Consider the following 13,563-nt stretch of genomic DNA (forward strand, 5'->3'; position numbering starts at 1 on the left):
ATCCAATGACCTCCTCTTCTTCCCTTCCCCAGGACGCGCGGGACGCGCAGAGCGCCACGGAAGCCAACTCCGAGAGCCTCACCGAGAGCCTTCGGGCCGACGCCCTGATGGAAGAGGACGTCGCCTGGAGCCACGAGATCGACGGCGAGCGGGACGGCGACCAGCTCGACCGCTCCGAGCGCGCGGCCCTGCGCCGCGTGGCAGGACTCTCCACAGAGCTCGAGGACGTCACCGAGGTCGAGTACCGGCAGCTGCGCCTGGAGCGCGTGGTGCTCGTCGGTGTCTGGACCTCCGGGACGGTCCGTGACGCGGAGATCTCCCTGGCGGAGCTCGCGGCGCTCGCCGAGACGGCGGGTGCCCAGGTGCTCGACGCGGTGTTCCAGCGTCGTGACAAGCCCGACCCGGCCACCTACATCGGCTCGGGCAAGGCGATGGAGCTGCGCGACATCGTTCTCGAATCAGGGGCCGACACCGTCGTCTGTGACGGTGAGCTCAGCCCCGGCCAGCTGATCCATCTGGAGGACGTCGTCAAGGTCAAGGTGGTCGACAGGACCGCACTGATCCTCGACATCTTCGCCCAGCACGCCAAGTCCCGTGAGGGCAAGGCGCAGGTCTCGCTGGCACAGATGCAGTACATGCTGCCGCGGCTGCGCGGCTGGGGCCAGTCGCTCTCCCGGCAGATGGGCGGTGGCGGTTCCAGCGGTGGTGGCGGCATGGCGACCCGTGGTCCCGGTGAGACCAAGATCGAGACGGACCGGCGGCGGATCCGCGAGAAGATGGCGAAGATGCGCCGGGAGATCGCGGAGATGAAGACCGGCCGCGAGATCAAGCGCCAGGAGCGCAAGCGCAACAGGGTGCCCTCGGTGGCGATCGCCGGATACACCAACGCGGGCAAGTCCTCGCTGCTCAACCGGCTCACCGGTGCGGGCGTCCTGGTGGAGAACGCCCTGTTCGCCACCCTGGACCCGACCGTGCGCCGGGCCGAGACCCCGAGCGGCCGGATCTACACCCTGGCCGACACCGTCGGCTTCGTCCGCCACCTCCCGCACCACCTGGTCGAGGCGTTCCGCTCCACCATGGAGGAGGTCGGGGAATCCGACCTGATCCTGCACGTGGTGGACGGCTCGCACCCGGTGCCCGAGGAGCAGCTCGCCGCGGTGCGGCAGGTGATCCGCGAGGTCGGCGCCGTGGACGTCCGCGAGGTCGTCGTGATCAACAAGGCCGACGCGGCGGACCCGCTCGTGCTCCAGCGCCTGCTGCGCACGGAGAAGTACGCCATCGCGGTGTCGGCGCGGACCGGCGCCGGGATCGACGAACTGCTCGCGCTCATCGACGCCGAGCTGCCGCGGCCGTCCGTCGAGATCGAGGCCCTCGTTCCTTACATCCAGGGCGCGCTCGTCTCCCGGGTGCACGCCGAGGGCGAGGTCATCTCCGAGGAGCACACCCCGGAGGGCACGCTGCTCAAGGCGCGGGTCCACGAGGAGCTGGCGGCGGAACTCGCGGTGTTCGTGCCGGTGGCGCACTGACGCAGGACGGCTCTGCACGCCGAAGGCCGGGCTCCCCTCGCGAGGGGAGCCCGGCCTTCGGCGTGGGGCACGCCGGCAGGTTCACACATGGACGAGCCGGGCCCCGGCACGGCCTCTGCCGTGCCGGGGCCCGATGTGTGGGCGGCCCTACTGACCCGCGTACTTCTCGCTGACGGCCTCGTAGATCCCCTTGGCCTCGTCGCCGAGCCTGGGCCCTGCCAGCCATCCCGCCGTCACCGGACCGATGGACGTGTTGGAGACGAGTGCGGGCTTTCCGTCCTGGCCCTTCGCCACCCAGCCACCGCCGGAGGAACCGCCGGTCATCGTGCACCCCACGCGGTACATCATCGGCTGGTTCTCGAAGACGGTGAGGCGGCCGGGCTTGTCGGTGCAGCTGAACGCCTTCTGGCCGTCGTACGGCGGTGCCGCCGGGTAACCGGTGGCCTTCATGCTGTCGATCTCCGGCACGGCCGGGGCGTTGAACTCGACCGGAAGGGCCGAACCGACCGTCTCCTCCAGGGACTTGCCCGTGGAGCCCTTCTCCGGGGCGACCTGCAGCACGGCGAAGTCGTAAGGAGCGCCCTGGCCGCCGGTCGAGGCACCCTGGTCGATCCACTGCTGGGAGGTCTGTGCCCACTGGCCCCACCACACGCCGTAAGGAGCGATCTCCTCCTTGGAGGCGCTCTCCAGTTCGGCCGTCGAGAGGTTGCTGTCGTTGTAGGACGGCACGAAGGCGATGTTGCGGTACCAGCCGCCGTTCTTGCCCGCGTGCACACAGTGCCCGGCGGTCCACACCATGTTGGACTTGCCCGGGTGGGCCGGGTCCTGCACCACGGTCGCCGAGCAGACCATCGATCCGTCGGGGCCGTCGAAGAGGAGCTTCCCGGACTCGGGGGTGTCCTCGTGGTAGGGGGAGTTCAGCGCCGCCGCCTCGACCGCGTCCGGGGTCGGGTCCGTCACGCCGTTGTCACCGGAGATGTCGGGGGCGACCGGGTTCTCCGGGGGCTTGTCCGCCTCCCGCATCCGGTCGGGGTCCCAGAGGTCCTCGATGATCGGGTTGACGTAGTCCTTGGCCTCCCGCAGCCAGGTGTCCTTGTCCCAGTTCTTCCACTCGCCGTCCCGCCACTTGTCGAGGTCGATCCCGTGCTCCTTGAGCCGCTCCTTCAGATCGTCCGGAATGACGACCTTCCCGTCGGAGGACTGGCCGGCGGAGCTGCTGGGCTCGCTGATCGCCCCGTCCTCCTCCGGTCCGCACGCCGTGGCGGTGAGCGTCAGGACAGCGGCGAGGGCTGCCGCGGCGAACACCCGGGGAGCCCGGCGGGCGCTCCTCCCCCGGAGTGCGGTGTCGATCGGGCGGATGGGTCGCATCTGGTGATCCCCCTGGGACTTCGTCACTGACTTCGTTACCGCACCGAGGACGTGGAGCCGGCCTCGCCGTCCGGCGAACCGCGGCGGCTCCCGAGGACGTCGGAGCGACGGCTCCCGTCCCGGGTGCGGCACCCACTATGCCGGTGCCGTGGGGGACGGTGCGCGGCAGGGCCACGGTTCCGCGCGCGCAAGGATCTTCCGATTTACCCGTGATCTCCCGCCTTCCACGTCGTTGGTACGTACGGGGGACACCAGGACGGCGTTCATCCGCGCGGTCCGGCCCCGTGGGGCCGCATCGATGTGCAACGCAACTGTTACAGCAGGAGGACCGACAGCCGTGGCCGTGACCGAACCAGCTCCGGTGGCACTTCCCGCTGTGCACGAGGGGATTCTGAGGCGGCAGGCGCAGCGGGAATCGTCCGCCCGCACCTATGCGCGGTCCCTGCCGATCGTCCCCGTACGCGCGCGGGGCATGACCATCGAGGGCGCGGACGGGCGGCGTTATCTCGACTGCCTGTCGGGGGCGGGCACTCTGGCGCTCGGGCACAACCACCCGGTGGTGCTCGAAGCCGTGCGGAAGGTGCTCGACTCCGGGGCGCCGCTGCATGTCCTCGACCTCGCCACACCCGTCAAGGACGCGTTCACGACCGAGCTCTTCGCCACCCTGCCGCGTGAGTTCGCCGACGACGCCAGGATCCAGTTCTGCGGCCCGGCGGGGACGGACGCCGTCGAGGCGGCGTTCAAACTGGTCCGCGCAGCCAGCGGGCGCAGCGAACTCCTCGCCTTCACCGGCGCCTACCACGGCATGACCGCCGGGGCGCTGGCCGCATCGGGCGGCGCCCAGGACGTGCGGGTGACGAGGCTGCCCTTCCCGCAGAGCTACCGCTGCCCCTTCGGAGCCGGCGGCGAGCGGGGTGCCGACATCGCCGCGCGCTGGACCGAGCATCTCCTGGACGACCCCAAGGGCGGTGTCCCCGCCCCGGCCGCCATGATCGTGGAGCCCGTCCAGGGCGAAGGCGGGGTGAATCCCGCCCCGGACGGCTGGCTGCGCAGGATGCGGGAGATCACCCGGGAGCGTTCCATCGCGCTGATCGCCGACGAGGTGCAGACCGGGGTCGGCAGGACCGGCACGTTCTGGGCCGTCGAGCACAGCGGTGTCGTGCCCGACGTGATGGTGCTCTCGAAAGCCATCGGCGGCTCGCTGCCCCTCGCCGTGATCGTCTACCGCTCGGAGCTCGACCTCTGGCAACCGGGCGCCCACGCGGGCACCTTCCGGGGGAACCAGCTCGCCATGGCGGCCGGCGCCGCGACCCTCGCGTACGTACGGGAGAACCAGCTCGCCGAACGCGCGAGGACGCTGGGCGCGCGCATGCTCGCCCGTCTCCAGGCGCTGAGCTCGGACCATCCGTCCATCGGCGACGTACGGGGCCGCGGTCTGATGATCGGTATCGAGCTCGTCGACCCCGAGTCCGAGCCGCTCACCGTGACCACCGAGAACGGCTCGGCGCCGCCGCCGAATCCCGCCCTCGCCGCGGCAGTTCAGCAGGAATGCCTGCGCCGTGGTCTCATCGTCGAACTCGGCGGACGCCACAACGCCGTGGTCCGGTTGCTCCCTCCCCTCACTCTCACCGACGAACAGGCGACGGCGGTCGTCGACCGTCTCGCCGACGCGCTGAGAGCGGCGGAGCGCACTCCGTACCACCGGGCCGCTGCCGGGCCGACCCGCTGATCCCGGACCCCTCACAAGGAAGACCGCCGTGAACCCCACCCCCGCGCCCGAGGGCGACGGCCCTCTCACCAGCCAGCAGCGAGGACAGGACCTGCCGGACGGCGCCCTCGCCGTCGAGTCGACGACCGTGCCGCGGCAGAAGGCCGGTCCGCACGGAACCCCGAGTGCCGGGCTGGACACCGTCACGGCGCTCCTGCCGGGCCCCACCGAACCGGACCCGCTGGACCATCCCGACCCGCTCCGGGCGGCCGACTCGGCCGGCACCGAGAATCTGCTGCGCTGCTGGGCCAGGGAGAACGACCTGCCGCGGCCGCAGGGGAGCACCCTGCGCATTCCGCTCCCCGCGAGTGGCACCGCCCTGCTCGTCCCGGTCTCCCACTGGTCCGCGACCGGATGGCACCGCTTCGGCACGCCGGCCCTGGAGAACGCGCCGGCCGGAGCCCCGGGGGTGGACGCCGTCACCGTGGCCGCACTCCTCGGCCGGGAGAGCGGGCGCGACGCCGGACCCGATCTGGTCGCCAGGGTGGCCGACTCCGTGCGTCACACGGCGGCCTTCATCGCGGAGCGGCGCCGTACGCCCACCGCACTGTCCGAGGCCGACCTCTTCCTCACAGCCGAGCAGTCCCTGGTCCTCGGCCACCCCCTGCATCCCACGCCCAAGAGCCGCGAGGGCCTCACCGAGACCGAATCGCTGCTCTACTCACCCGAGTTGCGCGGCTCCTTCCCGCTCCACTGGATGGCCGTGGACCGTTCGGTGCTGGCCACGGAGTCGTCCTGGACGAAGGCGGGACGCACGGTCCCCGCGGAGGCGCTGCTCGCCCCCCACACCGAGGGGCTGAGCCTCCCCGACGGCACCGCCGCCCTCCCGCTCCACCCCTGGCAGGCGGCAGAGGTGCTGCGCCGCCCCGAGGTCGTCGCGATGTGCGAGAAGGGTCTCCTCCACGATCTCGGCCCGTACGGCGAACGCTGGCACCCCACCTCCTCCGTGCGCACCGTCCACAGGCCCGGCTCCGACCTCATGCTGAAGCTCTCCCTGGGCGTACGCATCACCAACTCCCGCCGGGAGAACCTCCGTAAGGAACTCCACCGCGGAGCCGAGGTCCACCGGCTGCTGCGCACCGGGCTGGCCGAGCGGTGGCAGCGGGAACACCCGGGCTTCGACATCGTCCGAGACCCCGCCTGGCTGGCCGTCGACGGCACGGACGGCAGCCCCGTCCCCGGCCTCGACGTGATGCTGCGCCACAACCCCTTCGGCCCGGCGGACGACGCGGTGTGCATCGCCGGGCTCACCGCACCCCGGCCCCGGCCGGGCAGGCCCGGCACGCACTCGCGGCTCGCCGACACGATCTCCTCGCTGGCAGCCCGGACCGGCAGGACGACCGGAGCGGTCTGCGCCGAGTGGTTCCTCCGCTACCTCGACCGCGTGGTCCTTCCGGTGCTCTGGCTCGACGCCCACGCGGGTGTCGCCCTGGAAGCCCATCAGCAGAACACCCTGGTCATCCTCGACCCGGACGGCTGGCCCGTCGGAGGCAGGTACCGCGACAACCAGGGGTACTACTTCCGGGAATCCCACCGCGCCGCACTCGAGCAGCGGCTCCCGGGCATCGGCGCCGTCAGCGACACCTTCGTCTCGGACGCCGTCACCGACGAGCGCTTCGCCTACTACCTGGGCATCAACAACGTCTTCGGGCTCATCGGAGCCTTCGGCTCGCAGCGGCTGGCCGACGAGCGGCTGCTCCTGGCCGCGCTCCGCCGGTTCCTGCAAGGCGCGGTGGCGCTGGGCTCCCCGCTGCCCGAGTATCTCCTCGGGACACCTCAACTGCGCTGCAAGGCCAACCTGCTGACACGGCTGCACGGCCTCGACGAACTGGTCGGACCGGTGGACACCCAGTCCGTGTACGTCACCATCGCCAACCCCCTGCGCAGCTGAGAGACACGGCCGCCCGACCCACGAGAGGAGAGCGTCACGGTGCACCAGGCCGATGCGCACACCGAGGCCGCGGCCGACGCCGTCCCGGCGGACGGCACAGGCACCGAGGACACCCTGGAGCTGCGGCTCACCGAGGAGCTCCTCGCCCTGCTCGGCCCCGAACGCGCGTCGCCCGAAGCACCGCCCGACGCCTCCGCCCTCGTGGGCAGCCCGGGTGCCTGGAGCCCGGTGACGACCCCGGCGGGCGTCTTCCAGCTGGTTCCCGTGCAGCTCGCACGCGATCTCGCGGTGATCAGCCGCTGGATGAACGACCCCGCCGTCGCGGCCTTCTGGGAGCTCGCCGGACCCGAATCGGTCACCGCCGACCACCTCCGCGCCCAGCTGGAAGGGGACGGCCGCAGCGTCCCGTGCCTCGGAGTGCTCGGCGGAAGGCCGATGAGCTACTGGGAGATCTACCGGGCGGACCTGGACCCGTTGGCCCGTCACTACCCCGCCCGGCCGCACGACACCGGCATCCACCTCCTCATCGGCGGGGTGGCCAACCGGGGGAGAGGCATCGGCTCCGTACTGCTCCGGGCGGTCTCCGGCCTCGTGCTCGACAACCGCCCGCTCTGCGCCCGTGTGGTCGCGGAGCCGGACCTGCGCAACACCCCGTCGGTCTCCGCGTTCCTGAGCGCCGGCTTCCGCTTCAGCGCGGAAGTGGAACTCCCCGACAAGCGAGCCGCCCTGATGATCCGAGACCGAGCCCACCGAGACCACCTGTGAACGATTCGCCGCACCGCACAGCCCGCTCGAACCCCATCGGTCCCACCCGGAGGAGTCCCCGTGCCGACATATCCTGCGAGCCAGCACCAGGCAGCGCCTCGAACGCCGCTCGAGACGCCTGAACTCAACCGGGCCGTCTGGGGCCGGGTCGCGGCCAGGCTCCTCGCGAAGATGCTGGGTGAGTTCGCCTACGAGGAGATCATCGAGCCCGAGCTCCAGCCCTGTACCGAGCCCCGTCCTGAAGTCCGGCCCGGCCCTCCTCCCGGGGCACCGCGGACGGAGAGCCGTCGGGGAACGGCCGACGCGTACACGCTGCCGCTGGACGACGGCGGCATCCTGAGCTTCCACGCCCGGCGCGGTGTCTACGGCAGCTGGCGTGTCGACCCCCTGTCGATCCGCGAGGTCACCGCCGGGACCGGCGGTGACGGCACGCCCTTCGGGGACCCGCTGCGCTTCCTCGCGAGGGGCCGACGCCTTCTCGGTCTCGACGGCGCCACCCTCGGCCACCTCATCCGCGAGCTCACCGCCACCCTCACCGCCGACGCCCGCCTCGACCACCACGCGCTCAGCGCCGCACAGCTCGCCGAACTCCCGTACGCGGAGCTCGAGGGCCACCAGACCGGACACCCCTGGCTGGTGGCGAACAAAGGACGGCTGGGCTTCTCGGCCGCCGACGCCGCCCGCTTCACCCCCGAAGCGCGTACCGCCACCGCACTGCCCTGGATCGCCGTCAGCAAGCGCATAGCGGGCTACCGCGGCGTGCGCGGGCTCGCCGCACCCGGGGACCTCTACGACCGGGAACTGGACCCGCACGTCCGGGAATCCTTCGACGCGATCCTGCGTGGCCGGGAACTCGCCCCGGAGGACTACCTGTTCCTCCCCGTGCACCCGTGGCAGTGGGACGAATGGATCGTGCCGCTCTTCGCGCCGGCCATCGCCGACGGGGACATCGTGCCGCTGCACGCCGACGCCGACCTCCGGCTCCCGCAGCAGTCCATCCGCACCTTCACCAATGTCGGCAGGCCCGACCGGCACACCGTCAAGCTGTCCCTGTCGATCCTCAACACCCTCGTCTGGCGTGGCCTGCCGACCGAACGCACGCTCGCGGCCCCGGCCGTCACCGCGTGGGTCCAGGGCCTGTGCGACGGCGATCCGTTCCTCCGCGACACCTGCGGCGTCATCCTGCTCGGCGAGGTCGCGTCCGTGGCGGTCGAGCACCCGCTCTACGATCACCTCCCCGAGTCGCCGTACCAGTTCAAGGAGATCCTCGGTGCGATCTGGCGGGAGCCGCTCCAGCCACGGCTCGGCGCCGGCGAACGCGCCCGAACGCTGGCCTCGCTGCTGCACACCGACCCCGACGGACGTTCCTTCACCGCCGAGCTCGTCGCCCGCTCCGGACTGACCCCGGCCACCTGGCTGACGAGGCTCTTCGCGGCCCTGCTGCCGCCGCTGCTGCACTTCCTCTACCGCTACGGCACCGTGTTCTCCCCCCACGGCGAGAACGCCATCGTGGTCTTCGACGAGAACGACGTGCCCGTGCGCCTCGCGATCAAGGACTTCGTGGACGACGTGAACATCAGCGGCCGGCCGCTGCCCGAGCACGACACGATGCCGGAGGACGTCCGGGCCGTCCTGCTCACGGAGGACCCCTCCTTCCTCACCCAGTTCATCCACTCCGGTCTCTTCGTAGGGGTCTTCCGCTATCTGTCCCCGCTCTGCGAGGAGCAACTCGACGTCCCGGAGGATGAATTCTGGTCACTCGTCCGTGCGGAGATCCTTCGGCACCACGGCCGCTTCCCGGAGCTCAAGGAGCGCTTCGAGATCTTCGACATGCTGGCTCCGACGATCGAGCGCCTCTGCCTGAACCGCAACCGTCTGCATCTGGACGGCTACCGTGACCGTCCGGAGCGCCCGCACGCCGCCGTCCACGGCCTCGTCCCCAATCCGCTGCACCCCTCCGCCTGAGTCCGGAGCGCGTACTGATGTCAGTGGGGCGCCGTAGGGTGGACGGGCTATGACGAAGCCATCTCTCCCCGACCTCCTCCACGCCGCCGTCACCGCTGTCGGCGGTACGGAGCGGCCCGGCCAGGTGTCCATGGCCGAGGCCGTCGCCGAGGCCGTCGACGACAACGCCCACCTGCTCGTGCAGGCCGGTACCGGCACCGGTAAGTCCCTCGGCTATCTGGTGCCGGCACTGGCCCACGGCGAGCGCGTCGTGGTGGCCACGGCGACGCTCGCCCTCCAGCGCCAGCTGGTGGAGCGGGACCTCCCGCGCACGGTCGACGCGCTGCACCCGCTGCTGCGCCGCCGCCCGCAGTTCGCGATGCTGAAGGGCCGGTCGAACTACCTCTGCCTGCACCGCCTCCACGAGGGTGTGCCGCAGGACGAGGAGGAGGGGCTCTTCGACCAGTTCGAGGCCGCGGCGCCGTCGAGCAAGCTCGGCCAGGACCTGCTGCGCCTGCGCGACTGGTCGGACGACACGGAGACCGGTGACCGGGACGACCTGACCCCGGGCGTCTCGGACCGGGCCTGGGCCCAGGTCTCGGTCTCCTCGCGCGAGTGCCTCGGCGCCAGCAAGTGCGCGTACGGAGCCGAGTGCTTCGCGGAGACGGCACGGGAGCGGGCCAAGCTCGCGGACGTGGTCGTCACGAACCACGCCCTGCTCGCGATCGACGCGATCGAGGGGGCGCCGGTGCTTCCGAAGCACGAGGTGCTCATCGTCGACGAGGCGCACGAGCTGGTCTCGCGGGTGACCGGTGTGGCCACGGGGGAGCTCACTCCTGGCCAGGTGAACCGCGCGGTGCGCCGGGCGGCCAAGCTGGTCAACGAGAAGGCGGCCGACGCCCTGATGACCGCGTCGGAGGGGTTCGAGCGGGTCATGGAGCTGGCGCTCCCGGGCCGCCTGGAAGAGGTGCCGGAGGATCTCGGCTACGCACTGATGGCTCTGCGTGACGCCGCGCGCACGGTGATCTCCGCCCTCGGCGGCACCCGGGACAAGTCCGTCCAGGACGAGGACGCGGTGCGCAAGCAGGCCATGGCGTCGGTGGAGTCGATCCACAGCGTGGCCGAGCGCATCACCCAGGGCTCCGAGTACGACGTCGTGTGGTACGAGCGCCACGACCGCTTCGGCGCCTCCGTGCGGGTGGCCCCGCTCTCGGTCTCCGGGCTGCTGCGGGAGAAGCTCTTCGCCGACCGGTCCGTGGTCCTGACCTCGGCCACTCTCAAGCTCGGCGGCGACTTCAACGGTGTGGGGGCGTCGCTGGGACTCGCGCCCGAGGGCACCGCGGGGGACGACATCCCCCAGTGGAAGGGGCTCGACGTCGGCTCTCCGTTCAACTACCCGAAGCAGGGCATCCTGTACGTCGCACGGCACCTGGCCACGCCCGGCCGGGAGGGGTCCCGCACCGACATGCTCGACGAGCTGGCCGAGCTGGTGGAGGCCGCCGGCGGCCGCACCCTCGGGCTGTTCTCCTCGATGAGGGCGGCCCAGGCCGCCGCGGAGGAGCTGCGCGGCCGGCAGGACAAGCCGATCCTGCTCCAGGGCGAGGAGACGCTCGGGGAGCTGATCAAGAATTTCGCCGCCGATCCGGAGACCTGCCTCTTCGGGACGCTCTCGCTCTGGCAGGGCGTCGATGTACCGGGTCCGAGCTGCCAGCTCGTGGTCATGGACCGGATTCCGTTCCCGCGGCCGGACGACCCGCTGATGAGCGCGCGCCAGAAGGCGGTCGAGGAGGCGGGTGGCAACGGCTTCATGGCGGTCGCGGCGACCCATGCCGCGCTGCTGATGGCGCAGGGCGCCGGTCGCCTCGTCCGCGCCATGGGGGACAAGGGCGTGGTGGCCGTTCTCGACCCCCGTCTTGCCAACGCCCGGTACGGGAGCTATCTCCGGGCCTCGCTGCCTGATTTCTGGTACACCACGGACCGTAATCAGGCTCGCCGCTCGCTCGCGGCCATCGACGCGGCAGCCAAGGCCGCTGAGTGAGGGCGGGACAGGCGACGGGGTGAGTCCTGTGGAAGCCGTGAGGTGAATGCGCGATCGGCCCGGTGCGCGCGGCGGGCCGACCGCGCAGAGAGCGCGGGCCGGGCTTCGAGCGCGGGCCAGGCGGCGCGGTGACTGCGGCGCGGGGTCAGGCGGCGCGGTGACTTCGGTGCAGGCCATCCGTGATCCCTGAGCTGATCCCTGAGCCGGTCACACCGAGCGTGCTCAGGCCGGGGAGGCGGACATGCCAGGGCCCCGGGACCGGCGCAGGGATCCCGGGGCCCAGTCCGGACCGGCGGAGCTCAAACCCGCCGCAGCACCGCCACGACCTTGCCCAGGATGGTGGCCTCGTCGCCGGGGATCGGCTGGTACGCGGAGTTGTGCGGCAGCAGCCACACATGGCCGTCCTCGCGCTTGAAGCGCTTCACGGTGGCCTCGCCGTCCAGCATGGCCGCGACGATGTCGCCGTTCTCCGCGACGGGCTGACGGCGGACGGTCACCCAGTCGCCGTCCATGATCGCGGCCTCGATCATCGAGTCACCGACGACCTTCAGCACGAACAGCTCGCCGTCACCGACGAGCTGGCGGGGAAGCGGGAAGACGTCCTCGACGGACTCCTCGGCGAGGATGGGCCCACCGGCCGCGATACGGCCGACCAACGGCACGTACGAAGCGGCCGGCTTCCCCGTGGTGTCGGTCGGCTGGGTGCTCGGCTGGTCCGAGCCCCGGACCTCGTACGCGCGCGGGCGGTGCGGGTCACGGCGCAGGAAGCCCTTGCGCTCCAGAGCCATCAGCTGGTGAGCGACGGACGAGGTGCTGGACAGTCCCACCGCCTGGCCGATCTCGCGCATCGACGGGGGATAGCCACGCCGCTGCACGGAATCCCGGATCACCTCGATCACGCGCCGCTGCCTGTCGGTGAGCCCCGAGCTGTCCGCCCGGATTCCTGGAGGGCGGCCGGGCAATGAGCGCGCGGGTCGCGCGGACTCTGGGCCCTCCGCGTTCATGACTGACTCATTCATGGCATGCACCGGCTCAAGTCGGCTCTGGGGGCGGTGGTCCTGGGCGGTGATGGTGGCACTGTCTGCGGTGGTGGTCACGTCGGCGGCCCCTCTCGAATGGTCTCCCTAGTTAGGCAACGGTAGTAGCTTTCGAAAGGTTGCGCCAAACACACGTTCGAGTGAAAAACAAATAAAGGGCTGCCGTGCGCCTGCTGCGGGGTGTATGAGCTGCTGCGGCCGGCTTGCGGGCCCGCTTCGGCTCGGGGGGTCCACGCTAGCGTTCCTCCGGCCTGTTCCTGCGCGCGGGGGGTGTCTCCCGGGAGCGTGGCGGAGCACCGTCCGGGGCGTCGTGGCGGTCTCCGGGTAGGGGGTCCGTGGGCTCGGCGCTCGCGCGTTTCCCGTACCCTCGTGCCGGGCCGTAGGCTGCCTCCCGCCCCGCGGAGAGCGCGACACGCGCGGGGGTATAGGTGGGGGGAAACCCTAGATGTAGTGGTTGGATCGTCACCGCCACCCATAAGTAGTGGTCCCCGGTCCATCAAGGTCGAGTTCATCGCCTATGCTTGGGGCTGTCCTCGAGGGCCTGTTCCGGGCCCCGGAGGGCTAATCGGACGTGCCGTGAAGGAGGGTTGGAGATATGCACTGCCCCTTCTGCAGGCACCCCGACAGCCGGGTCGTGGACAGTCGCACCACGGACGACGGGACGTCGATCCGGCGGCGCCGCCAGTGCCCCGACTGCTCCCGTCGCTTCACGACGGTGGAGACCTGCTCGCTGATGGTGGTCAAGCGCAGTGGTGTGACCGAGCCCTTCAGTCGAACCAAGGTCATCTCGGGTGTCCGCAAGGCGTGCCAGGGCCGTCCGGTCACGGAGGACGCGCTCGCGAAGCTCGGCCAGCGGGTCGAGGAGGCGGTGCGTGCGACGGGCAGTGCCGAGCTGACGACACACGACGTGGGCCTGGCCATACTCGGCCCCCTGCAGGAGCTCGACCTCGTCGCGTACCTGCGCTTCGCATCCGTGTACCGGGCGTTCAACTCGCTCGAAGACTTCGAGACCGCTATCGCGGAGCTGCGCGAACAGCGGCCCCGCGCTGAGCAACGCGGGAACGGCGAGTCCTTGGAGGCTCCCGCTCCCGCCGCTGTCGCCGCTGATTGACCACCGGGCCGGCCGGCAGGGCGGGAGAGCCGGCGGCGAGCGGCACCAGACCTGCTCCCGGGCGCTGTGCGTGGCGTCCGGAGCATAAGAAACAGACTGTGCCCTGGGAAGAACT

Annotated in this window: 9 protein-coding genes; 7 read left to right on the plus strand and 2 right to left on the minus strand. The window is 71.2% G+C overall.

Translation table 11 applies throughout. The annotated features are described in order from the left end of the window. The first annotated feature begins 5 nt into the window (after positions 1-5). Positions 6-1,526: a GTPase HflX gene (hflX, locus tag ABZY45_RS24645; protein WP_356743044.1), complete on the plus strand. Its 1,521-nt coding sequence runs from the start codon at positions 6-8 to the stop codon at positions 1,524-1,526. 147 nt (positions 1,527-1,673) lie between these two features. On the opposite strand, the gene ABZY45_RS24650 is transcribed toward hflX, so the two are convergent. Further along, positions 1,674-2,894, minus strand: a complete 1,221-nt coding sequence (locus ABZY45_RS24650) for a hypothetical protein (protein WP_356743046.1) — start codon at positions 2,892-2,894, stop codon at positions 1,674-1,676. Between the two features lie 337 nt (positions 2,895-3,231). Here ABZY45_RS24650 and ABZY45_RS24655 point away from each other — a divergent pair, with 337 nt between their 5' ends. From ABZY45_RS24655 to ABZY45_RS24675, 5 genes are read left to right on the plus strand one after another with little or no spacing between them, the layout of a single operon-like run. After that, positions 3,232-4,623: a diaminobutyrate--2-oxoglutarate transaminase family protein gene (locus tag ABZY45_RS24655; protein WP_356743048.1), complete on the plus strand. Its 1,392-nt coding sequence runs from the start codon at positions 3,232-3,234 to the stop codon at positions 4,621-4,623. A 28-nt stretch (positions 4,624-4,651) separates the two neighbouring features. Continuing rightward, positions 4,652-6,553, plus strand: a complete 1,902-nt coding sequence (locus ABZY45_RS24660) for an IucA/IucC family protein (RefSeq protein ID WP_356743050.1) — start codon at positions 4,652-4,654, stop codon at positions 6,551-6,553. Positions 6,554-6,592: 39 nt separating this feature from the next. After that, positions 6,593-7,318 carry a GNAT family N-acetyltransferase gene (locus ABZY45_RS24665; RefSeq protein ID WP_356743052.1) on the plus strand — a complete coding sequence of 242 codons (726 nt, stop codon included), beginning with the start codon at positions 6,593-6,595 and terminating at the stop codon, positions 7,316-7,318. A gap of 60 nt (positions 7,319-7,378) precedes the next feature. Beyond that, entirely contained in the window at positions 7,379-9,283 is a 1,905-nt protein-coding gene (locus ABZY45_RS24670; protein WP_356743054.1) for an IucA/IucC family siderophore biosynthesis protein, read from the plus strand. 49 nt (positions 9,284-9,332) lie between these two features. After that, positions 9,333-11,300, plus strand: a complete 1,968-nt coding sequence (locus ABZY45_RS24675; protein ID WP_356743056.1) for an ATP-dependent DNA helicase — start codon at positions 9,333-9,335, stop codon at positions 11,298-11,300. Between the two features lie 299 nt (positions 11,301-11,599). On the opposite strand, the gene lexA is transcribed toward ABZY45_RS24675, so the two are convergent. Beyond that, complete coding sequence (gene lexA / locus ABZY45_RS24680) at positions 11,600-12,397, minus strand: transcriptional repressor LexA (RefSeq protein ID WP_356743058.1); 798 nt, start codon at positions 12,395-12,397, stop codon at positions 11,600-11,602. Positions 12,398-12,932: 535 nt separating this feature from the next. Between lexA and nrdR the strand changes: the two genes are divergently transcribed. After that, complete coding sequence (nrdR, locus tag ABZY45_RS24685) at positions 12,933-13,448, plus strand: transcriptional regulator NrdR (RefSeq protein ID WP_356743060.1); 516 nt, start codon at positions 12,933-12,935, stop codon at positions 13,446-13,448. The last annotated feature ends 115 nt before the right edge of the window (positions 13,449-13,563 follow it).

The organism is Streptomyces sp. NPDC006516 (genome assembly GCF_040611875.1).
Classification (GTDB): Bacteria; Actinomycetota; Actinomycetes; order Streptomycetales; family Streptomycetaceae; genus Streptomyces.